The organism is Staphylococcus sp. GDX8P114P-2 (assembly GCF_017892945.1).
In the GTDB taxonomy this organism is placed as follows: Bacteria; Bacillota; Bacilli; order Staphylococcales; family Staphylococcaceae; genus Staphylococcus; species Staphylococcus arlettae.
The window spans coordinates 1-22,031 of record NZ_JAESMB010000020.1 but is presented as its reverse complement, the minus strand read 5'-3'; the positions used below and the strand labels follow the sequence as shown (position 1 = coordinate 22,031).

The following is a 22,031-nucleotide window of genomic DNA, read 5'->3' as shown; positions in this document are numbered from 1 at the left end:
AGAATAATATTAAATATTTATTTAAGGAGAATTGAATTATGGCTAAAACTTATATTTTCGGACACAAAAATCCAGATACGGATGCAATTTCATCAGCAATCATCATGGCAGACTTTGAAAAACAAACTGGTAATACAGATGCTCAAGCCTTCCGCTTAGGCGAAGTCGGACCAGAAACACAACATGCTTTAGATTATTTCAACATTACAGCACCAGACCTTTTAAATGATGATTTAACAGATCAAAATGTAATATTGGTTGACCATAACGAATTCCAACAAAGTGCGGATTCGATAGCAAACGCTACGGTACAACATGTTATTGATCATCACAGAATTGCAAACTTCGAAACTGCTGCGCCACTTTATTATCGCGCTGAACCAGTAGGTTGTACAGCAACTATTTTATACAAAATGTATAAAGAAAGAGGTTTCGAAATCAAACCTGAAATTGCTGGTTTAATGATTTCTGCAATTATTTCAGATAGCTTACTATTCAAATCACCTACATGTACTGAAGAAGACGTTGCTGCTGCTGAAGCTTTAAAAGCAATTGCAAATGTTGATTTAGAAGTATATGGCCTTGAAATGTTAAAAGCTGGTGCATCTACAGTAGATAAAAGTGCAGTGGACTTATTATCATTAGATGCTAAATCATTCAACATGGGTGACTATGTAACTCGTATTGGACAAGTAAACACGGTTGATATTGACGAAGTTTTTGAACGTCACGATGAATTAGCTACAGCAATGTTAGCAGCAAACACAGAACAAAATTATGATTTATTTGTTTTATTAGTGACAGATATTATCAACAGTAATTCAAAAATCTTAGTTATCGGTGACAACAAAGATAAAGTTGGCGAAGCATTTAATGTACAATTAGAAAACGGTACAGCATTCTTACCAGGTGTTGTTTCTAGAAAGAAACAAGTTGTACCTCAAATTACTGAAGTATTAAGCTAATATCCTTTACTATTTAATTTTATATACATTAAACTGGAACATAACTATGTTCCAGTTTTTTCTCACATAATACTGTTATACATTTACACACTTAAAGGAGGAATTAGTTTGAATCAGTTCGACACTGTTTTCAACCAAAGTAAACAATACTTTAAGTCACATGTTACAAAAGATCTTAAATTCAGAAAAAGACAATTAAAGGCGCTTAGTAAAAGTATTAAAGCGCACGAAGATGACTTGTTACACGCTTTTCAACAAGATTTAGGAAAGAATAAAGTCGAAGCTTATGCGTCTGAAATTGGTTTTGTCCTAAAAAATTTAAAATTAGCACGAAAAGAACTTAAAAATTGGGCTAAACGTAAACAAGTAAATACTCCGCTTCACATGTTTCCAACTAAAAGCTATATAATGAAAGAACCATACGGTACGGTACTCATTATCGGACCTTTCAATTACCCATTTCAGTTATTGATAGAGCCATTGATTGGTGCTATAGCTGCTGGTAATACGGTTATTTTGAAGCCTTCAGAACTCACACCTAATGTCTCACACGTCGTCAAAAATATTATTGAATCTACATTTGATTCAGCTTACATTAGCATTATTGAAGGTGATGCAGAAGTAACAAAACAACTAGTAGCATTACCTTTCGACTATATATTCTTCACTGGTAGTGAACACGTTGGTCGTTCCATTTATCAAGCGGCGAGCAAAAATTTAACACCAGTAACGTTAGAATTAGGAGGAAAATCTCCAGTTATAGTTGACGACACAGCCAATATTAAAGTTGCCAGCGAACGCATTTGTTTTGGTAAATTTATTAATGCTGGCCAAACTTGCGTTGCACCAGACTTTATTTTAGTCAATCAAAAGGTAAAAGCAGATCTTATTAAAGCTATTAAAACTACAATTAAAGAGTTTTATGGTACACAAATCCAATCATCGCCTGATTTCGGTAGAATTGTTAGCGCTAAACATTTTACGCGATTACAACAATTACTTGAATCACACCAAAATGAAATTGTTTTCGGTGGTGATACCGATCAAAATGAGAACTACATTAGCCCTACTATTTTAGATAATATTACATTTGATTCTACAATTATGAAAGACGAAATTTTTGGGCCTATCTTACCTATTATTGCTTACGATGATTTTGATGAAATTATTAACACTTTACAAAGTAAACCTAAACCATTGAGTTTATATCTATTTAGTGAAGATGAAAATACTACAGAACGTATTTTAAATGAATTATCTTTCGGTGGTGGTGCCATCAATGATACTATTATGCATTTAGCCAATCCTAATTTACCATTCGGCGGTGTAGGACTTTCGGGTATTGGTCAATACCACGGTAAATACAGTTTTGATACTTTCAGTCATGCAAAATCTTATATTTTCAAAACAACTCGTTTAGAATCAAGTCTTGTCTTCCCACCTTATAAAGGTAAATTCAAATATATCAAAACATTTTTCAATAACTAACGATTAAAAAGAGGTTGGGATAATATTAATTTGTTCCAACCTCTTTTTATTTTGGCAGTAGCTGACTGCATTGAAAATGCGCTTCAAATCAAGCTTTTTTCAATGCTAGTCATCCTTGCCGGGGTGGGAAGACGAAATCATTTTCTCAAAATCAGATTTCTGTCCCACTCCATATTTTATTCGAAACCTTTTTCATATGGGCAGTAGTTGACTGCATTGAAAATGCGCTTCAAACCGAGCTTTTTTCAACGCTAGTCATCCTTGCCGGGGTGGGACAACGAAATCATTTTCTCAAAATCAGATTTCTGTCCCACTCCATATTTTATTCGAAACCTTTTTCATATGGTCAGTAGTTGACTGCATTGAAAATGCGCTTCAAACCGAGCTTTTTTCAACGCTAGTCATCCTTGCCGGGGTGGGACAACGAAATCATTTTCTCAAAATCAGATTTCTGTCCCACTCCCTTTTAGCGTTATTATTATTTTAAAAATTGAACACATACACCTTCAGGCGCCGTTGCTCTATTATCTGTTTGAGTTAATGTTCCTGTTGCTTTATCTCGTTTAAAGACAACTAATGGTGAACTGCCTTCTTGATGCGCACAAACTAAGTAGTCGTCAGATGCTACAATATTAAAGTCCCTAGGAAACTCTCCGCCACTCGGCGTAATATCTACTAATTCTAATGATGCACCATCTTCTACTATTTTAAAAATCGCTATACTATCATGACCTCTATTACTAATATATAAAAATTGTTGGTCCTGAGATAACCTAACAGCTGCTAACTTAGTATCACCATTAAATGATTCGGGAATTGTCAAATGTTTTTCTATTTCTTCGAATTTACCATCTTCATATTTTACTACGGATACTTTATTGGATAGTTCATGTACGATATAAGCATATTTACTATTATTTTGATTAAAAGTAATATGTCTAGGGCCGTCTCCCGGCTCAAATTTAGTAACAGCGTATTCTGTTAAACCATCTTGACCATAAGTATATGTCACTACATTGTCTGTTCCTAAATCCATTGCTACTACATACTTGTTATCCGGTGTGACATCTAAGAAATGAACATGAGGACCGTCTTGACGTTCATTAGAACCTACCTCATAAGTATGTTGCAATTCATGAATCAACTGCACTACTTCCCCAGTTTCAGCATTTAATTCGTATAGTCGTGCAACACCAGCACCGTAAACTGACTCAAATAAATATTGTCCATCAGGAGATACTGCTATATAACATCCTGTACCAGCTGTAGAAGCTAAACATTTATTAATTAATGTCAAACGCCCTTCTGCATCAATTTTAAGGCTTGCTACGCCACAATCATCACCTTCACGCGTAATTGCGTATAAATAAGAATTATATTGGGTAATATACGTTGACGCTTCTAGTTCGAATCCAGTTTCTACGGTATCTATGTCACCAGTAGCTTCATTCAATTCAAAACGATAAATCCCTTTGCCTTCTTTTTTAGTATATGTACCAACATATCCTAGTGTTGTCATGTAAACCCCTCCATTATTGATATAGTACTAGTTTATAAAATATATACCAGAATAACAATCAATTAAATTTTGATGCATAGCCATGAACTGATGTAGTCATTTCAAATTATATAGACAACCTTCTATATAGATGTTAATCTATATAATGTTTAGGAGGTATATTGATGTCTTATAAAAATCTTTCTTCAATATTAAAAGTTTTATCAGATCCAAGTAGATTAGAAATAATAGATTTACTTTCTTGTGGTGAGCTGTGTGCCTGTGACTTGTTAGAACACTTTCAATTTTCTCAACCAACATTAAGCCACCATATGAAGTCATTAGTAGATAATGAGTTAGTTACTACACGAAAAGATGGTAACAAACGTATGTATCAACTTAATCACGAGACTTTAGATGATCTCAATCAAAACTTAAATACCATTACAACACCTAACACACGCTGTGTCTGTAAAAATATGAAATCAGGTGAATGCTGATGATGACGACTTTAGCAATTATAATTTTTCTTATAACTTTATTTTTTGTCATTTGGCAACCTAAAGGCCTAGATATTGGTATTACAGCTTTAATTGGAGCTGTAGTTGCTATCATTACAGGCGTGGTTAGCGTTTCCGATGTCTTAGAAGTAACCGGTATTGTCTGGAATGCTACTTTAACATTTGTTGCTGTCATTCTTATTTCATTAATATTAGATGAAATTGGATTTTTTGAATGGTCTGCGATACATATGGTCAAAGCTTCAAACGGTAATGGGTTAAAAATGTTTATTTTTATCATGCTATTAGGGTCAATTGTAGCTGCATTTTTCGCAAATGATGGCGCTGCTTTAATCTTAACGCCTATTGTATTAGCGATGGTCAGAAATTTAGGCTTTAATAAAAAAATGATATTCCCATTTATTATTGCTAGTGGATTTATTGCTGATACTACATCTCTACCCTTAATTGTCAGTAACCTAGTTAATATTGTTTCTGCTGATTACTTTGACATCGGATTTATTGAGTACTTTAGTCGAATGATTATACCTAACATATTCTCTTTGATTGCTAGTATTCTCGTACTATGGCTATATTTCAGAAAATCTATACCCAAAACTTTCGAAACTGAAAATCTTATGAATCCAAATGATGCTATAAAAGATCCAAAATTATTTAAGATTTCATGGATTGTGTTAGCTATTTTACTTGTGGGTTATCTTGTTAGTGAATTTATTCATATTCCAGTATCAATTTTTGCTGGTATAGTTGCTGTTATCTTTGTACTCTTAGCTCGTAAGTCTCATGCAGTTCATACGAAACAAGTGATTAAAGGGGCACCATGGAATATTGTCCTATTTTCAATTGGTATGTACCTAGTCGTGTTTGGCTTAAAAAATGTAGGTATCACTACAATTTTGGCCGATGTATTATCTAATATTTCAAGTTATGGCTTATTCAGCAGTATTATGGGCATGGGCTTTATATCAGCCTTTTTATCATCAATAATGAATAATATGCCTACAGTTTTAATAGATGCTATTGCTATCGGACAATCAAATGTAGTTGGGTCTATTAAAGAAGGTATGATTTATGCAAATGTAATAGGCTCCGATTTAGGACCGAAAATTACTCCAATCGGTTCTTTAGCAACATTATTGTGGCTACATGTTTTAACACAAAAAGGTGTAAAAATCGCATGGGGCACATACTTTAAAACTGGAATCATTATTACTATTCCGGTACTCTTTGTAACATTATTAGGTTTATTCCTAACATTAATTATATTTTAAGAAAAGAGGCTTTAATAATGCGTAAAAAAACAATTTATTTTATTTGTACTGGAAACTCTTGTCGTAGCCAAATGGCAGAAGGTTGGGGTAAGAAAATACTTGGCGAACATTGGAATGTCTATTCAGCTGGTATTGAAACACACGGTGTGAATCCTAAAGCAATTGAAGCAATGCAAGAAGTAGATATTGATATATCCAACCATACGTCAGACTTAATTGATAATAATATTCTTAAGCAATCGGATTTGGTGGTTACATTATGTAGCGATGCAGATGCTAATTGCCCTATCCTGCCACCAAATGTAAAAAAAGAACATTGGGGTTTTGACGACCCAGCAGGAAAAGATTGGTCAGAATTTCAACGCGTCCGAGATGAAATTGGTCGCACGATACAGCAATTTCATAAAACAAACTAAACACTAAGACGACATAATTTATGTCGTCTTTTTATTTAGCTAGTGACAGCTCGTTGATACTGTTACGCCAAAAACTGCATCTATACGTGCAACATTTCATTGTTAGATTATTAATAAAGCACTTCACTTATACGAACATATGTTCTATAATATTGATGAGGTGATTTTATGATTCCGGATAAATATAAAAATGAAACTGACTATCGCAAGATCCCTAGAGAATATTTAACTCAAAGCATACCTAAGGGACGCGGCATGGTAAAATGGGCACCTTTTGCCACTTTGCCCGAACAGTTCACTAGAATACAGCAGTATATTATAGACCAAAATAAAATTGACCGCCCTATATTATCAGATGACCAACTCAATAATCTCAACTTTCAATTACATCAATCTTTACACAATAATACACCTATTCATATTGAATATTATTGTGATGGCTGGTTAGAACACAAATCAATCTATATCAAAAAAATTGATATGCTACAGATGACTTTAATTGGCGAATCCAAAACAGATTCCCAAATTGTTCAATTATCATTAGTAGACATTACTAATATTCAACAAATCACTACTAATTAACAATTTAGTCCAACATGCAACTACAAATATTCATCTGTATCATAGCCCCTAACTACTGAAGTAGTATGTCTTTTATAGTTCGCAGATGCTTCATCTGCATAATAGACCCTAACTACTAAAGTAGTATGTTTTTATAGTTCGCAGATGCTTCATCTGCATAATAGCCCCTAACTACTAAAGTAGTATGTTTTTATAGTTCGCAGATGCCTCATCTGCATCATAGCCCCTAACTACTGAAGTAGTATGTCTTTTATAGTTCGCAGATGCTTCATCTGCACCATAGCCCCTAACTACTGAAGTAGTATGTTTTTATGGTTCGCAGATGCTTCATCTGCATAATAGACCCTAACTACTGAAGTAGTATGTTTTTATGGTTCGCAGATGCTTCATCTGCATAATAGACCCTAACTACTAAAGTAGTAAGGGTCTATAAAAAAAATAGAACACTATCGTGTTCTATTGTAGTATTAATTATTTGATTCGATGTCTGATACGATTTCTTTTGTTTTGCTTTCGATGTCTTCAAAATCTTTTTTGAAGATGTATGCAAATACAACTGCACCGATTCCAGCAACTAGTGATACAGTTAAAATTGTACCAAATACAAATTTAAATAAACCTTTAATAAAATTACACATTCTGTTCACCTCAATAATTTAATAGCATGTCTATATTCAATAATAGCACACTTAAAAGCATCAATAAATATATACCTATTATTCATTTTTTTATTCCAGTAATATCACAGGAAATTTTATGATACGATATTGTAAGAAGTAAAAAGCGTTAATATAGGTAAATTACATTGACTATATTATTTATTAATAACATATCTATATTATCATAATTAAGATTAAACTGTGAAATGTTTACATGCAAGAATCACAAAAAACGACTATGATAATCATAGTCGTTACTCGATAACTCAGAAAACAATTATTAGTTTCTCCACCATGCGGACATAGCTGATTTTGCTGCTTGATAGTACTCATTCATAGTATCACCTCAATAAACTAATAAAGATTTTTCTATGTTGTATGTTTATAATAACCACTACATTATTCAATAGCAATTAATAACAAATTACAATAAAGTTACAATCATGTTATATATAATATTCATAGGAGTGTATAAAAAATGCAATTTGTCCAATCAGATATAATGACTCATCGCGGATCACATTTTGACTTAGGCGTTAAAACTGCTCAATGGATGCAACAAACACCTTTACTAAAAAATAGAGAAAAAGAATGGCGCAAACGTATGCCTCGTTTTGATATACATATTAAAGAGACTTATGATATCTTCCAAACCTATGCACCACATATTTGGGAAGAAATAAAAGGTATGCAAGAAGTTTTAAATTTACCATCTAACCAAATGGTATTGAATTTTGCTCATTATCGTTTTACGCCGTTAACAAATAGTGGCTGTACGGTTTATTTAGGCAACGATTATATGGTACGTAATTACGATTACCACCCCGCTACTTATGATGGTAGATATTTATTATTTCAACCTACTGATGGCGGACTAGCTCAAATTGGCCCCACTTCAAGAGTTACAGGAAGAATGGATGGTATGAACGAAGCCGGATTAGTAATGGGTTATAATTTCATGCACCGTAAAAAACCCGGTGATGGTTTCGTCTGTTATATGATAGGTCGATTAATTTTGCAATACTGCAAAGATGTCGAAGATGCCATAAAATTATTGAAAACCATACCACACCGTAGTTCATTCAGTTATATCGTTATGGATAAAGCTTTAAATCATGCCATTATTGAAGTATCACCACGTTCGATTGACGTCAGATATGATAATACATGCACGAATCATTTTCAGCTCTTAACTCACGAAAATAGAAATTATACTAAAGAGTCCAAAGCACGTTTGGATCGTTTGAATCAAAGTACACAGCACCAATTAAATAAATTTGACGCTTTTGAATTATTTAATAACCCTGATTTTGATATTTACAGTAAACTATTTAATAGCTGGTCTGGAACGATACATACTAGTATGTACGAACCTCAGCAATTAGCCGCTTGGATAAGTCTAGGAGAAAACAGCAAACCAACATACTTTGATTTTCAACAATGGCTCAATGGCACATCACTTGATGTTTCAACATTTAAAGGCTACATTGATACCGACCTTACATTTGCTACTTATTAATAACTAAAGGGACAAACGCCAATAGTGATTCAACTTGGAGAAGCTTCACTATAATGGTCGTTTGTCCCTTTATTTAGTCGATATAAATATCGCCTTGATTTGTATATAATTCAATTATATTTTGCCCATTACCTACTTTATTATGTTGAAAGTAAGGATTGTTAACATGTGATTTCCCTTTTAATGGATTTAATTTTAACAGTGTATCTTGAGGTTTCTGTGCATAGGAAATATTAATATTTCCTTCGTTCGTAGAAGCTTTCACATCTGTATTGGATTTCATATCAGCTAACATAATATTACTATCCTCAGTTAATAAGATCGTATCTTTTAATAAACTACGTGTCACTTCAATTTTATTTTGCGTTTTAAGATTGCCTTGTTTAATCTTACTATCAGATATAGCTACTGATGAAAAGTCAGACTGATACGTTAAATTTTTTATTGTAGAATTTTTCACTTTAAACCCTTCACTATTACCGTGTTCAGTATATACTTTAACATCACCCAAACGCAGTTGATCTAATTGAATAAATTGCGAATGTAATTCCATATCAAGATTAGCTGAGGCTTGTTTAGGAACTGTAATATATACTGTACTATGAATATTTTTAAATGGATTAAAGTTCAAACCGTAATGATCTTCATTGTTATTTTTTTCCGTTACATTAACTTTATCAGCATGACGTTTAATATTTACATCTTTCGATCCTTTATATGTAATGTTAAACTTCTCACCTTGCCGTACTTTAACTGCTGCATTCTTCGTCGCCACATTAATATCTTCAATCTCATCATCATGGTAATTTTGTGATACTTCATTCGTTTTATTATCTTGTTGTTCAAATGAAAACCAAAATAAACAAGCTAACACGAAGCAAACGACGAATATGGTTAGACCACAAATGAACAACTTCTTCATTCTACAGCACTTCCCTTAATCGTTTTAATATTCCATCTTAAATATTTTAAAATTGCACGATAAACTAACTCAGCAAGTTTTAAAATTAATACAAACAGTACAATTCCTAAACCACTGTAGGAAAATGCAAAAAGGTAATTACTAATTGCTAAACTGATATTATGGTTAATCACACCATGAACAATTAACAATAACGGTGAAATAAACATCATAAAAGACACGAGCAATAGTACAAACATAATACATGCTATAAACACCATAGGAATTAAAATTAATAATAAAGAAAAGATACCCATACCTAATGAAGCAATAATTGCTCTAATTATAGTTTTAGCATTCGTTTTATATTCTGCATAACTAATCGCATTTTTAGCTTTAATTTCTTTTCCAATAACTTTAGGGGATTCAAGCTCTCCCATAATTTGATATTCATTTTTCCCATTTTTCTCTAAGTCAAAAAAGTAACTCTCATATTCAAACATGATTTTATCACGTTCTTGTCTTGGTAAACGTTCCAGTTCTTGTTCGAGCTCATTTAAAAATGTAATTTTGTCCAAAATTATCTCCGCCAATTATCATTAATTATGACTATCATCTTGCTATAGTTCTATTATTTACGGTTTTTAACTACAAACACATACTTTACTCTATACGTTTCACACTAAAAAGTTGACGAAATTCACTTTTTACACCTGTTTCAACCGTATTCATTTCATTATTTAAATATAGCATAGCTATTTTACAGTTGCATCTCTCACCTACAACTCCTATAAAAAATAATGTAAATTTAAGAGTTAATAATTTTCCCAATTATAAGTTAATTTGCTATAATTACATCAATAGATTGAAGGGGGAATACAAATGACAAGTCTAAAGACTTATTTTAACGACAGTCAGCTACTTAATGAATACATCGAAAATATGACTGTTAATAAAGATGGTGTGGAAACAATTTATAATTCTTTTTCTGTGCCAAATACAGAAAATGATAACATCGAAAAAATTAAAGCAGCTAATTATGATAAAGTACTTGTTATCACAGAGGATTGGTGTGGGGACGCTATGATGAACCTTCCAATCTTAAAACATATTAGTGAACTATTAAATTTAGAAGTTAGAGTCTTCCATCGTGATGACGATACTAATTTAATTGATCAATACTTAACAAATGGTACTGCCCGTTCTATTCCTATATTCGTCTTTTTAAATGATGAATATCAACAGGAAACTGTATGGGGACCACGTGCACGCCAAGTTCAAAAATTTGTAGATGAAGCTCGTGCCAATCTACCAGCGAAAGATGACCCAACATTTGAAGAAAAATCAAATGAAGTTCATGCGATTATCTCCAATCGTTATAAAACAGATTCACAAATGTGGAAAGCAGTGTTTGAATCTATCATTGAACAATTACGCCACAAATAATAATAAAAAGGTATATACACTTCGAGCGAAGTGCATATACCTTTTTTACTTTATATATCTTTTTTAGTTACATAGAATAAATTAACGATAAATAAAATTATGATTGAAGCTGCTGATATAAACCATTGCCAATTCGTAAAAGTAAAATCATCTGATGTAGTTTTGTTTGGTAAGTAGCTAAATGGTATATATTTTAATGAATCTTGAATATTATCACCAATTTTAGGAATCATTGGGATAAATGGTTCTGCAAATGGTACAAGGAATATTAAAATAATTCCTACAGTATAAATTAAAGCTGTCTTTGGAATAACTAATGCAAATAAATATAATAACAAACCGAAAAACAGATGGAATATAAGATAAAATACTAATAATTCCCAGCACTTTTCAGCAGTGACATTTTTACCATCTACTATATTTTGAACAATAATAACAAATGCCACTAAAAATCCTGACATAAGTAAGGCGATGATTATCATTGAACATACTTTCGCAATAAAGTATCCAACTCTATTTTTAGTTTTATTCATAAACAATTGTAACGTACCTTGAGAAATATCTCGCGTAATCGTTTTAATTACAAAAAGTAAACCTACAATTGAGAAGAACCAACTGCCGACTGCCAGTATAATATTGCCGTCTACTTTATCTAACTGCTGTACAAATAATACAGTCATTCCAGCCATTGCACCATATGTTAGAAGTAAAGCTAAATAAGTCAATGGGCTTCTAAAAATACTGTACACATCATGTTTGATTAATTGAAAGCTATTCATTATTGGTCACCTCTCTGATTAATATTAAAGTAAGTATCACGTAATGAACTTTTTCGTGTTTCAATAAATTTCGGATATACTTCAATACTTGCCAAGCCTTTAAGTAAAGCTTGATAACTTTGTTGTGCCCGTATAACAACTTCTTTATTCGCACGTTGTGACTCAATAATTTCATAATGTTCTTTCAAATACGTATGTGCTTGTTCAAAGTCTTCATCCTCAAATATTATAACTGTTGAGTCTGTAGGTGCACCCTCGTCCATATTAACATCCTGAACAAAATTGCCATCTCGTAAAAATACCGCTCTATCGCAAATTAATTCAATGTCTTCCAACTTATGACTAGAAATGAGAATTTTCATATCAAGCTCTTTTACAAGTTGTTTAATAGTCGTTAACACATCAATAGAACCATCTGGATCCATGCCATTTGTAGGTTCATCCAAAATTAAATACTTAGGTTTGTTCATTAATGATACAGCAATAGCTAATTTTTGCTTCATACCCATTGAGTATTTTTTTACTTTCTTTTTAATATAAGGTTCCATGCCGAAAGTTTGGATAATATGATTAGCATATTTTTTGTCAAAACCTTTTCCTAAAACTTGGGCGAATAGTTTTAAATTATATAAGCCAGATTTATTATCGTATAATTTCGGATGTTCTATTAAATAACCAATATTTTCATTATTAGCTAATTCTACTTTTCCTTGAAAGTTAATAATATTACCATTCATAACCTTCATAAGTGTTGTTTTACCTACACCATTTTTCCCGATAAGTCCCACAATACGACTATCATTAAAATCAAAGTCAATATGATCAAGTACATTGTTACTACCATACTTCTTTGTAATATCTTGTAACTGCATAAATACCTCCTATTAATTTACGAAATACGATAAATCAACAAACTAAATTTAACATAGTAAAAAAACATTTAAATAATAAAATATAACGGTAACAACCTCATTTTTATATGTACAAAATATATAGTTATTATAGTTCTAAACACAACATATTATACACAACTCAATCGGAAATTCAATCAAGGCCAAAAAAATTGCTACTAAAAATAATATAATTTACTTTTAGTAGCATGCGATTGTTATTTCTTTTTGTTTTTCAATCGATCGTTTCTTCTATTAATAAATGCACATATCATAAACAAAATTGCTGCTAGCAATAGCTTTATTCCTGAGCCTTCGTTGCCAGTAGCTTGTAAATAATATCCTACGATAAATAAAATTATCGCAATCGTCACAAATATTTTTGTTAAATGCTTCAAATTTTTTCACCTCGAACACGTTTATTCTACCAAACATCTAGTAAAATTAACAATCTTATTATTAAAGTACTTAAATAATACTGTTAATGATTATATAAATATATTCTTAAATATATTGTTTGCAGTTCATTATAAGTAATGCTAAACTATAAGTGTATCCACAGAATATACTACACAAACCCCCAGTCTGGTACCAGCAGACATGGGGGTTTTTTTGTGTAAGGCCACTACTTATCTTTCCATTTGTTTTCTAACCAAACGCGAAAAATAACAAGTAAGCTACCTGACAATAAAGTTGTTACGGCATCTTGCCACCACATAATATACTACACCTCCCACAATCAGTTTGGCATGTAGGAATTGATGGCCTATCCATATTCTAACATAAATACAGAACGTATGTTCGCTATTTTATCTGTGAATTTTAAAAATTTAAAATATAATATAAAGAACACTTTATCTTTATTTCATTTCAAGATAATATAAGAATGTACAAAGAAATGAAAAGTAAAGAGAGGTTGAATTAAATATGAACCCTTTAGCCTTAGATTTGAATGAAAAATTATCTAACGCAAAACCAGAAGTTGCTGACATGCTTTCCGATTTAGGAAAACTAATGTACTATCCAAAAGGTATACTGTCACAATCTGCTGAAGCTAAAACAACACAATATAATGCTACTATTGGTATGGCTACATATAAAGACAGTAAAATGTACGCTGATACATTAAATGAAGTATTTAATCATCTTGAACCTGATGATATCTTCCCTTATGCACCACCTCAAGGAATCGAATCATTACGTCAATTATGGACTCAAAAAATCTTAAAAGACAATCCAGACCTAGCTGAAAAAGATATTTCACGTCCAATCGTGACAAATGCATTAACACATGGTTTATCATTAGTAGGAGACTTATTTGTAAACAGTCAAGATACTATTTTATTACCTGAACACAATTGGGGAAATTATAAATTAGTCTATTCTACGCGTCATAACGCAGAAATTCAAACATATTCAATCTTTGATGAAGACGGTCATTATACAACAGAAGCACTTGTTCGCACTTTAGAAAGCTATGACAAAGATAAAGTTATCTTAATCTTAAACTACCCTAATAACCCAACTGGCTACACTCCTACAAAAGAAGAAGTCGCTCAAATTGTTGAAGCAATTAAAGGATTAGCTGAACGTGGAACAAACGTTATAGCAGTAGTAGATGATGCATATTATGGTTTATTTTATGAAGATGTTTATACACAATCAATATTTACAGCATTAACAAACTTACACTTGAATAACTTATTACCTATCCGTTTAGATGGTGCTACAAAAGAATTTTTCGCTTGGGGCTTACGTGTAGGATTCCTCACATTTGGTATTAATGACGATGCAACTAAAAATGTGTTAGAAGCAAAGGTTAAAGGTCTTATTCGTAGTAATATTTCTAGTGGACCTCTGCCATCACAGAGTGCGATTAAATATGTTTTAGAAAACCACGAAACTTTTGATAAAGAAATTCAACATAACATGGAAACATTACAAGCACGTTATGAAGTTACTAAAGAAGTGGTTTATGCTGATAAATATACAAAATTCTGGCAACCATACGATTTCAATTCAGGTTACTTTATGGCCTTACAAGTCAAAGGTGTAGATCCTGAAGCATTAAGAATCCATTTAATTGATAATTACTCTATAGGTATTATTGCATTAAATGATACAGATATTCGTATTGCATTCAGTTGTGTAGAAAAAGATGATATTCCACACGTTTTTGATTCTATTGCGCAAGGTATTGATGATTTACAAGAATAAAAAAAGCATTTGGTGAATACGTTGTTCACCAAATGCTTTTTATTTATCTATGCGCCTTTAACACTCGTGTCATTTCTTCAATTTTACCTGCATGCAGTGGAATATGTACTGCATTTAAAGTTAACAATTCGTCTAGTGTATCACAGCCTGCAATAGTTTCTGTTAATTCTTGGGATAATTGTACGTCCGTTAACGTACGAGCGCGTTCTGGCAATGTTTTGATATGTGAAAAAATTTCATCTAAACTTGGAATTTCTTGGTCACCCCAATTTTCTGGGCTAGACCCATAACCAAATATACTTGAATAATAAGGAACGTCAACAACATTTTGTTCACAAAGTGATAAGGCTGATTCAAATACAGATAAAACATGACCATACTGCCAAAGTATTGTGTTTGGAAATACTTCAGCTTTATTATCAATGACTTCATCAACCCCCCACTTCTCGTAGCCTGAGAGTAAATAATTGACCCCTAAGTCAATGACATCGAATACTGTTTTATTTGTCATAGAATCCATCCTTTCTTTTATTTCTATCACAACACAAAACCATGATAAATTTGTGTCTGTGTCAATTCTACATTAATTCTCCTTTTTTTACTCTTATAAAGAATTATAATAAGCGAAAAGTTAACATTTTAAATTAATAATTATTAACAAATAACACGCTCCATATATTTAAATAATATGAAAAATAATCCCAAAGCAACGTTCAAATTAAATAAATATTGCGTATCAAAACTACATTTAAAATCATGCTATAATCAAAAGAAAAAAGGAGCACTATATGATGAAAAAAGAAAAACAATGTCAAAGTTGCGGAATCCCTCTAGATAAAAATACGCCACAGGGTACTGAAGAAGATGGCAGTTTATCACTCAAATACTGTATACACTGTTATCAAAATGGTCAATGGACATTGGATTTAAGTTTTGATGAGATGTATGATTACAACTTAAAAAGATTTCAAGAGTCAGACATGAATAAATTTCAAAAAATGATTCTATCTAAAATGTATACAAAAAAATTCATGCGTAAGTTAGACCGTTGGAAATAACACATAATATTCTAATTTGACTCGCACCATGACTAACGACACAAAGGTCACAAAATTGTATAAAAAAGATGATTCTAACACTGATGAATCACAACAAACACCAAATGTAGAGCAACCTGTACAACAAGAATCTACCGACCAAGAAAAAATGGAATCTTATGCTAAGTTGGGCAAAGAACATGGTTATACTGGCATACCTAATGATGATGCTATGAGTGATATTCCAATCGGTCAAATTGAATTACCATCAGATGAAGTAGTAAGAGAAGAAACTAAACTACAATATCATGATGTAATTGAAGCAGAAGAAACAACAGATGCAAGAATGAGGTTAAATAAATAAAATAACCCACCTAAGCAAGGTGGGCTTTTGTGTTTTCTTATATTTTTCAGTAGTACCAAGTTTAAATGATCAACATCACGTTTACCTATTCTCAATGTAGACATTACCGTTGGGCTTAATCTAGTATCGTTTGTTTGTATTCACTCATATTATCTCAACCATTCGTACCATTTATATTTCTTATTACCTATTTCTTCATATTTACCGTTACCTATGTGTTTAATTCCTAAGTGTTTCAAATGTAAAATTCTAGCTATTCTAATGAATTCGGGTATTAAAAGTATAAATGCGATTAATCCTATAATTATATAGATATTCATGTTTGCATTACCTCCCAAATTGTAATATTATAATAGTTGAAAAGGGTAGCCCGAATTAACGGGCTTTGTAAAGTGAATTACTTATCTTCTTTGTTGTTCCGCTTTCGGTCTAGGACGCCGAAATGCCACAATCTAAGTTGTTTTAAAATTCCTGGCGTTCGCATTATAGTTGCGATTGCTAGGAATTTTTCTATATCATCCACTAATAACACCCCCTTTTCAAGAGTGTTAGTAAGGTGTATCTCAACCTTACATATATAATTACACTACACAAAACGTAAGTAATCAACTACTTTATTTAATCTTTTTAATTATTTTTATCTCCACACTGCCTCAAATCCAACTTAGTTATTCTCTTGTTTTCATATAAATATAAATCTCGTGTATATCGCTCAACTTTATGAATAAATCCTAACATTATTAAACTACTGAAAATTACAAAACCATAAAAAAGACGCTTTCCAAAAGGCTAAGTAACCTCTTGGAAAACGTCTTGCATTAATTATTTTATTATTGCTATGACCGATGAACAGTTGATTTACTATAAAATCAATGTTTAGTGGTCATTTTACATCATACCTGGCATGCCGCCCATACCTGGTTGTGGTTCATTATCTTCTTTTTCTGGTAGGTTAGCTACAACCGCTTCAGTTGTTAAGAACATTGCTGCAACACTTGCTGCGTGTTGTAATGATGAACGTGTTACTTTTGTAGGGTCTACAATACCAGCATCAAGCATATTTACCCATTCATTTGTAGCTGCATTAAAACCTACACCTACTTCTGCATTTTTAAGACGTTCAACGATAATTGAACCTTCTAAACCAGCATTTTCAGCAATTTGACGTACTGGAGATTCTAACGCTTTAAGTACAATATTAACACCAGTTGCTACGTCGCCTTCAGCTTCGATAGCATTTACTTTGTCGTAAATGTTCATTAATGCTGTACCACCACCAGCAACAATACCTTCTTCAACTGCTGCACGTGTTGAGTTTAATGCATCTTCAATACGTAATTTACGTTCTTTTAATTCTGTTTCACTTGCTGCACCTACTTTAATTACTGCAACGCCACCTGCTAATTTTGCTAAGCGTTCTTGTAATTTTTCTCTGTCAAAGTCAGAATCTGTTTCTTCTACTTGTGCTTTAATTTGACTAACGCGTGCATCAATACTATTTTGGTCGCCATCACCATCGACAACAGTAGTATTATCTTTTGTTACTTCTGCTTTGTTCGCAGTACCTAACATATCTAAAGATGCATCTTTTAATTCTAAGCCTAAATCATCTGTAATAACTTGTGCACCAGTTAAGATAGCTAAATCTTCTAACATTGCTTTACGACGATCACCAAAACCAGGTGCTTTCACAGCTACTGCTGTAAATGTTCCACGCATACGGTTTAAGACGATATTTGTTAATGCATCGCCTTCTACTTCATCCGCTACGATTAAAATTGGTCGATTAGATTGAACCACTTGCTCTAATAGCGGTAAAATATCTTGGAATGAAGAAATCTTTTTATCTGTAATTAAGATATAAGGTTTTTCTAGTTCTGCAACCATTTTGTCAGAATCAGTAACCATATATGGTGATTGATATCCTCTATCAAATTGCATACCTTCAACTACTTCTAATTCTGTATTGAAACCACTTGATTCTTCTATTGTAATTACACCATCATTACCAACTTTTTCCATCGCTTCAGAAATATATTTACCAATTTCTTCATCCGCTGCTGAAATAGAACCAACTTGTGCAATTTCATTTTTATTTTCAACTTTTTGTGAAATATCATGTAATGCTGTAATCGCAACATCTACAGCTTTGTCTATACCTTGTCGAATACCAACAGGGTTAGCACCACTCGTTACGTTTTTCAATCCTTCTTGAATCATTGCTTGTGCTAATACAGTTGCAGTAGTCGTACCATCACCAGCAATTTCATTTGTTTTATTTGCTACCTCTTGTACTAATTTTGCACCCATATTTTCATATGGATCTTCTAGTTCGATTTCTTTTGCAATCGTAACACCATCATTAGTAATTAAAGGTGATGTATATTCTTTATCTAAAACAACGTTACGTCCTTTTGGTCCGATTGTAACTTTAACAGCATTTGCTAATTTATCTACACCACGTAACATTGATTGACGCGCATCTTCTGAGAATCTTAAATCTTTTGCCATAATTAATTAACCTCCATGTTGTTTAATTATTTTACCGTTACTTTTATTATTGAATGACTGCTAAAATGTCATCTTCATTTAAAATTAAATATGTTTCTTCACCGTGTTTAATTTCAGTTCCAGCATATTGTTGGAAAACCACACTATCGCCTTCTTTGACCTCAGGAGCAACACGAGTACCATCATCTAACAGACGTCCTGCACCAACTGCAATTATTTTACCTTCATTTGATTTTTCTTTAGCACTATCCGTTAACACGATACCACTTTTAGTTGTTTGTTCTTGCTCTACTTTTTCAATAATTACTCGGTTACCTAATGGTTTTAACATGTATTGTTCCTCCTTAAAAATTCAAAAACTTTTAGCACTTATATATATAGAGTGCTAATACAATTTTAATAATAATCAAAGTTGGTCAATAATTCAAGCAAAAACTATCGGGGGTTTATTTTGTAGTAATCTCAGTTTTACGATAAAATAAAGTATATTATTATTTTTGGAGGTAGAAAATGTCACGTTTATGGGTGTCCATACTTACATTATTGATTTATGGACTTGCACAATTTGGTCCAGCGCTTATCTTATCAACTGGTATACTCGGTAACTTAAGCAGGGAAAATCTTAGAATTACTGGAATTGCTACTCAAGTGGTGCTATTTTTCATTGCTTTCATTATTATAGCAGTGTTACATCTTAAAATATCAAATCCCACAGAGTTAGAGCGTCAACCTAAAGAAAAAAAACGCTATATTATTTTATGGGCATTCGTCGGCTATTTTATTGTTATGATTTATCAAATCATTGCAAGTTTGATAAATATACATATTCTAGGTGCCCCTCAAAAGAGCCCTAATACAGAACGTATATTACAAATTGCCAATGCGTTTCCAATATTTATAGTTTTAATCGCTGTTATTGGCCCTATATTAGAAGAATATATATTCCGTAAAGTTATTTTCGGTGAACTGTACAATATCTTGAAAGGTAACAAGTTAGTTAAGTTTTTAATTGCTAGTATAGTCAGCTCGATATTGTTTAGTGTCGCACATGGCGATCCTTCTTTCTTCATTATTTATTTTGGTATGGGCATGATTTTTTCAGCTTTCTATGTATATACTAAACGGATTTGGGTTCCAATACTGATTCATGTATTTCAAAATGGATTTGTTGTTGTAGTACAAATTTTAATTGGTCCAGATAAAATTAAAGAACTTCAACAATCTACATCATTTATTATAAATTTCTTTATTTAAAATAAGCATCTTATCAATTACTAAGAGTAAAATAAAACCACCTCCAAGTAACTTCTCATTACAAATGAATTTATTTGGAGGTGGTTTTCTATGACTAAAGCATATTCAATTGAATACTATAATAAAGTTAAAATGTAAAAAATTAGAAGCCTAGAAAATAGTAAAAAACATTTCACTTACAATCTAGTTTTCACCACTTTACTTATATTGTTTAACCAGTGAAAACTATCTAGTGTGTTATAATTTAAATTATTAAAAAAGGTGGTCAACATTATGGAAAATGATTTAACCAATCCTATAATATCAGTATATGCATCTATGAAAATATTTCGATCACAAGCAGTACCAGGAACTTTGACTCTTTTAAGAGATAGAATTCAATTTCAAGCAGCAGGAGTCATAGAAGGTTCTGAAATTAAGGATACATTTTTATTTAGCGACATTAAAAATATTAAATCAGGTACTTCTTTTAGTCCTTTTAGAATAGTTATTACTGAAAAAAGTGAGGAGAATTGGATTTTCGATCAAGTCCCTCGTCAAGATGCGAAGAAATTTGTTGACCTTTTTAATGAAAAATGTTGTTCTAATACCTTGTCACGTACATTTAAACCAACCCACATCACACTTAAGTTAACTGCATAATAAGAACAATCTCTAAATTAACTTAGAACTAAATAAAAAATAGGCTACTTATACCCAGATGAATTCTAGGAATGAGTAGCCTATTTTTGATAACATGCATTTATTTTTTTCTTCTATGAATGAAATAGGTAGTAACAACACCGATAAATATCACTATTATACCAGCTATTAAAGTAAATAATACACGTTCAAATTTCAAGCCTTTATCTGCTTTCTCAGCTTCTTGGCGTGTTTGAGTCGTTTCTGTATCATCACTTTCTTCATATTCATATGCACCTTGAGTCTTTTTAGTTTTTGGCGCTTTTAAATCAGGCATTGAACCGATTTCTCCTGTAATTAATGACAATACTTGATTATCTAAATTTTTATAGTAATCATCAAATTTAATAGGATTAAAATACTGAAACTTAAAATAGTTTGTACTTTTTTGTAACTCTCTTAAATAAGAATTATCGGTAAATTTCTGTTTTGAAAAAATAGCATTTATATCACTATCCGAAACATTACTGTCATCATTATTCAATGCTTTAACTTGTTTTAAAACATAAGGATTATATTTAAATGAACCCGGAGAAAGTTGACGGAAGCGATTCATCACATTACTATCGGAATCTTCATTTGAATCTTTCTGTTGATTCGCCAAATCACCAAATGTTTGTGCTGAAGCTGGCTTAGCACCTGAACTAGTAGCATTTTTATTTTGCTCATAATTATAGGATAAACTATCATTTTGATAATTTGATGGATTACTATCTCTACCACTATTAGAATTTACATCAGTTGAATTATTTATGCTGTTGCTATTTTGTTTAACCTTATTAGAAGACTGAGATAAATCACCATAATTACTATCGTCGGAAGTTGCCACTCTATTATCATTTACGTTTGATGCATTGCCTGATGTTTGTGAAGATGGACCACCAGTTGGATAAGTTGTGTTTCCACCATTCACCCCATCGTTATGGGTCGGGTTTGATTGTCCACTTCCTCCAGTTTGCGGTGGTTCTGTTTGTCCGCCCCCACTTGTCGGTGTATCATTTGGATATCCATTTCCTGCTGTGCCTCCATCTT

General features: G+C 32.1%; 26 protein-coding genes. 13 read left to right on the top strand and 13 right to left on the bottom strand.

All coding sequences use genetic code 11. The features are described from left to right. The first annotated feature begins 38 nt into the window (after positions 1-38). Positions 39-965 carry a manganese-dependent inorganic pyrophosphatase gene (locus KA845_RS11700; protein ID WP_002509148.1) on the top strand — a complete coding sequence of 309 codons (927 nt, stop codon included), beginning with the start codon at positions 39-41 and terminating at the stop codon, positions 963-965. A 108-nt stretch (positions 966-1,073) separates the two neighbouring features. After that, positions 1,074-2,453 (top strand): aldehyde dehydrogenase, encoded by a 1,380-nt coding sequence (locus KA845_RS11695; RefSeq protein ID WP_002509147.1) that lies wholly within the window; start codon positions 1,074-1,076, stop codon positions 2,451-2,453. Positions 2,454-2,931: 478 nt separating this feature from the next. Here the strand turns inward: KA845_RS11695 and pglS are convergent, their stop codons facing one another. After that, on the bottom strand, positions 2,932-3,972 hold the full coding sequence (pglS, locus tag KA845_RS11690; protein ID WP_103388390.1) for a 6-phosphogluconolactonase: 1,041 nt from the start codon (positions 3,970-3,972) through the stop codon (positions 2,932-2,934). Between the two features lie 164 nt (positions 3,973-4,136). On the opposite strand from pglS, the gene KA845_RS11685 reads away from it, so the two are divergent. The 4 genes from KA845_RS11685 (at position 4,137) to KA845_RS11670 (ending at position 6,741) form a co-directional block, all read left to right on the top strand. Next, positions 4,137-4,451 carry an ArsR/SmtB family transcription factor gene (locus KA845_RS11685; protein WP_103388389.1) on the top strand — a complete coding sequence of 105 codons (315 nt, stop codon included), beginning with the start codon at positions 4,137-4,139 and terminating at the stop codon, positions 4,449-4,451. Further along, positions 4,451-5,743, top strand: coding sequence for an arsenite efflux transporter membrane subunit ArsB (gene arsB, locus KA845_RS11680; protein WP_210128115.1), 1,293 nt, complete (start codon positions 4,451-4,453; stop codon positions 5,741-5,743). The genes KA845_RS11685 and arsB overlap by 1 nt, the downstream gene beginning before the upstream one ends. A gap of 17 nt (positions 5,744-5,760) precedes the next feature. After that, positions 5,761-6,159 (top strand): arsenate reductase (thioredoxin), encoded by a 399-nt coding sequence (gene arsC / locus KA845_RS11675; protein ID WP_002509143.1) that lies wholly within the window; start codon positions 5,761-5,763, stop codon positions 6,157-6,159. Positions 6,160-6,327: 168 nt separating this feature from the next. Beyond that, positions 6,328-6,741, top strand: coding sequence for a YolD-like family protein (locus KA845_RS11670; RefSeq protein WP_002509142.1), 414 nt, complete (start codon positions 6,328-6,330; stop codon positions 6,739-6,741). 467 nt (positions 6,742-7,208) lie between these two features. Here KA845_RS11670 and KA845_RS11665 read toward each other — a convergent pair whose 3' ends face one another. Then, entirely contained in the window at positions 7,209-7,379 is a 171-nt protein-coding gene (locus tag KA845_RS11665; protein WP_002509141.1) for a hypothetical protein, read from the bottom strand. 499 nt (positions 7,380-7,878) lie between these two features. Between KA845_RS11665 and KA845_RS11660 the strand changes: the two genes are divergently transcribed. Next, positions 7,879-8,919 carry a C45 family autoproteolytic acyltransferase/hydrolase gene (locus KA845_RS11660; RefSeq protein WP_103388388.1) on the top strand — a complete coding sequence of 347 codons (1,041 nt, stop codon included), beginning with the start codon at positions 7,879-7,881 and terminating at the stop codon, positions 8,917-8,919. A gap of 73 nt (positions 8,920-8,992) precedes the next feature. On the opposite strand, the gene KA845_RS11655 is transcribed toward KA845_RS11660, so the two are convergent. Both KA845_RS11655 and KA845_RS11650 read right to left on the bottom strand, forming a co-directional pair. Then, on the bottom strand, positions 8,993-9,841 hold the full coding sequence (locus tag KA845_RS11655; protein WP_002509139.1) for a DUF4097 family beta strand repeat-containing protein: 849 nt from the start codon (positions 9,839-9,841) through the stop codon (positions 8,993-8,995). Further along, complete coding sequence (locus KA845_RS11650) at positions 9,838-10,398, bottom strand: HAAS signaling domain-containing protein (RefSeq protein WP_103388387.1); 561 nt, start codon at positions 10,396-10,398, stop codon at positions 9,838-9,840. Before KA845_RS11650 ends, KA845_RS11655 begins: the two co-directional genes overlap by 4 nt. A 304-nt stretch (positions 10,399-10,702) precedes the next feature. Between KA845_RS11650 and KA845_RS11645 the strand changes: the two genes are divergently transcribed. Further along, a complete protein-coding gene (locus KA845_RS11645) occupies positions 10,703-11,266 on the top strand; it encodes a thioredoxin family protein (RefSeq protein ID WP_002509137.1) in 564 nt (187 codons plus the stop codon). Positions 11,267-11,316: 50 nt separating this feature from the next. On the opposite strand, the gene pmtD is transcribed toward KA845_RS11645, so the two are convergent. The 4 genes from pmtD to KA845_RS13055 form a co-directional block, all read right to left on the bottom strand. Further along, a complete protein-coding gene (gene pmtD / locus KA845_RS11640; RefSeq protein WP_103388386.1) occupies positions 11,317-12,045 on the bottom strand; it encodes a phenol-soluble modulin export ABC transporter permease subunit PmtD in 729 nt (242 codons plus the stop codon). Next, the gene (gene pmtC, locus KA845_RS11635) at positions 12,045-12,917 is read right to left on the bottom strand and encodes a phenol-soluble modulin export ABC transporter ATP-binding protein PmtC (protein WP_021459229.1); all 873 of its coding nucleotides are present in this window, start codon (positions 12,915-12,917) and stop codon (positions 12,045-12,047) included. Before pmtC ends, pmtD begins: the two co-directional genes overlap by 1 nt. A gap of 236 nt (positions 12,918-13,153) precedes the next feature. After that, positions 13,154-13,333 carry an SE1626 family protein gene (locus KA845_RS11630; RefSeq protein WP_002509134.1) on the bottom strand — a complete coding sequence of 60 codons (180 nt, stop codon included), beginning with the start codon at positions 13,331-13,333 and terminating at the stop codon, positions 13,154-13,156. Between the two features lie 227 nt (positions 13,334-13,560). Further along, positions 13,561-13,653 (bottom strand): Trp-rich small protein, encoded by a 93-nt coding sequence (locus tag KA845_RS13055; RefSeq protein ID WP_002509133.1) that lies wholly within the window; start codon positions 13,651-13,653, stop codon positions 13,561-13,563. Between the two features lie 209 nt (positions 13,654-13,862). On the opposite strand from KA845_RS13055, the gene KA845_RS11625 reads away from it, so the two are divergent. After that, on the top strand, positions 13,863-15,152 hold the full coding sequence (locus KA845_RS11625; RefSeq protein WP_002509132.1) for an aminotransferase class I/II-fold pyridoxal phosphate-dependent enzyme: 1,290 nt from the start codon (positions 13,863-13,865) through the stop codon (positions 15,150-15,152). 43 nt (positions 15,153-15,195) lie between these two features. Here KA845_RS11625 and KA845_RS11620 read toward each other — a convergent pair whose 3' ends face one another. After that, positions 15,196-15,663 carry a bacillithiol transferase BstA gene (locus tag KA845_RS11620; protein WP_002509131.1) on the bottom strand — a complete coding sequence of 156 codons (468 nt, stop codon included), beginning with the start codon at positions 15,661-15,663 and terminating at the stop codon, positions 15,196-15,198. A 280-nt stretch (positions 15,664-15,943) separates the two neighbouring features. Between KA845_RS11620 and KA845_RS11615 the strand changes: the two genes are divergently transcribed. Further along, positions 15,944-16,210: a zinc ribbon domain-containing protein gene (locus KA845_RS11615; protein ID WP_002509130.1), complete on the top strand. Its 267-nt coding sequence runs from the start codon at positions 15,944-15,946 to the stop codon at positions 16,208-16,210. A 55-nt stretch (positions 16,211-16,265) separates the two neighbouring features. Then, positions 16,266-16,553, top strand: a complete 288-nt coding sequence (locus KA845_RS11610; protein ID WP_103388385.1) for a hypothetical protein — start codon at positions 16,266-16,268, stop codon at positions 16,551-16,553. 149 nt (positions 16,554-16,702) lie between these two features. Here the strand turns inward: KA845_RS11610 and KA845_RS11605 are convergent, their stop codons facing one another. The 3 genes from KA845_RS11605 to groES all read right to left on the bottom strand — a co-directional run bounded on the left by KA845_RS11605 (position 16,703) and on the right by groES (position 19,395). After that, on the bottom strand, positions 16,703-16,873 hold the full coding sequence (locus tag KA845_RS11605; RefSeq protein WP_157950643.1) for a hypothetical protein: 171 nt from the start codon (positions 16,871-16,873) through the stop codon (positions 16,703-16,705). Between the two features lie 568 nt (positions 16,874-17,441). Further along, entirely contained in the window at positions 17,442-19,064 is a 1,623-nt protein-coding gene (gene groL / locus KA845_RS11600) for a chaperonin GroEL (protein ID WP_021459238.1), read from the bottom strand. A 46-nt stretch (positions 19,065-19,110) separates the two neighbouring features. After that, complete coding sequence (gene groES, locus KA845_RS11595) at positions 19,111-19,395, bottom strand: co-chaperone GroES (protein WP_002509124.1); 285 nt, start codon at positions 19,393-19,395, stop codon at positions 19,111-19,113. A 179-nt stretch (positions 19,396-19,574) separates the two neighbouring features. On the opposite strand from groES, the gene mroQ reads away from it, so the two are divergent. Both mroQ and KA845_RS11585 read left to right on the top strand, forming a co-directional pair. Further along, positions 19,575-20,318 (top strand): intramembrane glutamic endopeptidase MroQ, encoded by a 744-nt coding sequence (gene mroQ, locus KA845_RS11590; protein ID WP_103388384.1) that lies wholly within the window; start codon positions 19,575-19,577, stop codon positions 20,316-20,318. 273 nt (positions 20,319-20,591) lie between these two features. Continuing rightward, positions 20,592-20,960 carry a hypothetical protein gene (locus tag KA845_RS11585; RefSeq protein ID WP_210128113.1) on the top strand — a complete coding sequence of 123 codons (369 nt, stop codon included), beginning with the start codon at positions 20,592-20,594 and terminating at the stop codon, positions 20,958-20,960. Positions 20,961-21,060: 100 nt separating this feature from the next. Here the strand turns inward: KA845_RS11585 and KA845_RS11580 are convergent. Further along, on the bottom strand, positions 21,061-22,031 hold a 971-nt coding region (locus tag KA845_RS11580), incomplete at its 5' end, for an SdrH family protein (protein WP_245338066.1).

Coding starts and splice junctions, on each gene's coding strand:
- KA845_RS11620 (WP_002509131.1), bottom strand. CDS start 15,663: ATGACAAATAAAACAGTATTCGATGTCATTGACTTAGGGGTCAATTAT.
- KA845_RS11645 (WP_002509137.1), top strand. CDS start 10,703: ATGACAAGTCTAAAGACTTATTTTAACGACAGTCAGCTACTTAATGAA.
- KA845_RS13055 (WP_002509133.1), bottom strand. CDS start 13,653: ATGTGGTGGCAAGATGCCGTAACAACTTTATTGTCAGGTAGCTTACTT.
- pglS (WP_103388390.1), bottom strand. CDS start 3,972: ATGACAACACTAGGATATGTTGGTACATATACTAAAAAAGAAGGCAAA.
- KA845_RS11655 (WP_002509139.1), bottom strand. CDS start 9,841: ATGAAGAAGTTGTTCATTTGTGGTCTAACCATATTCGTCGTTTGCTTC.
- groES (WP_002509124.1), bottom strand. CDS start 19,395: ATGTTAAAACCATTAGGTAACCGAGTAATTATTGAAAAAGTAGAGCAA.
- KA845_RS11615 (WP_002509130.1), top strand. CDS start 15,944: ATGAAAAAAGAAAAACAATGTCAAAGTTGCGGAATCCCTCTAGATAAA.
- KA845_RS11660 (WP_103388388.1), top strand. CDS start 7,879: ATGCAATTTGTCCAATCAGATATAATGACTCATCGCGGATCACATTTT.
- KA845_RS11665 (WP_002509141.1), bottom strand. CDS start 7,379: ATGTGTAATTTTATTAAAGGTTTATTTAAATTTGTATTTGGTACAATT.
- pmtD (WP_103388386.1), bottom strand. CDS start 12,045: ATGAATAGCTTTCAATTAATCAAACATGATGTGTACAGTATTTTTAGA.
- groL (WP_021459238.1), bottom strand. CDS start 19,064: ATGGCAAAAGATTTAAGATTCTCAGAAGATGCGCGTCAATCAATGTTA.
- KA845_RS11700 (WP_002509148.1), top strand. CDS start 39: ATGGCTAAAACTTATATTTTCGGACACAAAAATCCAGATACGGATGCA.
- arsB (WP_210128115.1), top strand. CDS start 4,451: ATGATGACGACTTTAGCAATTATAATTTTTCTTATAACTTTATTTTTT.
- arsC (WP_002509143.1), top strand. CDS start 5,761: ATGCGTAAAAAAACAATTTATTTTATTTGTACTGGAAACTCTTGTCGT.
- KA845_RS11625 (WP_002509132.1), top strand. CDS start 13,863: ATGAACCCTTTAGCCTTAGATTTGAATGAAAAATTATCTAACGCAAAA.
- KA845_RS11670 (WP_002509142.1), top strand. CDS start 6,328: ATGATTCCGGATAAATATAAAAATGAAACTGACTATCGCAAGATCCCT.
- KA845_RS11685 (WP_103388389.1), top strand. CDS start 4,137: ATGTCTTATAAAAATCTTTCTTCAATATTAAAAGTTTTATCAGATCCA.
- KA845_RS11605 (WP_157950643.1), bottom strand. CDS start 16,873: ATGAATATCTATATAATTATAGGATTAATCGCATTTATACTTTTAATA.
- KA845_RS11585 (WP_210128113.1), top strand. CDS start 20,592: ATGGAAAATGATTTAACCAATCCTATAATATCAGTATATGCATCTATG.
- mroQ (WP_103388384.1), top strand. CDS start 19,575: ATGTCACGTTTATGGGTGTCCATACTTACATTATTGATTTATGGACTT.
- pmtC (WP_021459229.1), bottom strand. CDS start 12,917: ATGCAGTTACAAGATATTACAAAGAAGTATGGTAGTAACAATGTACTT.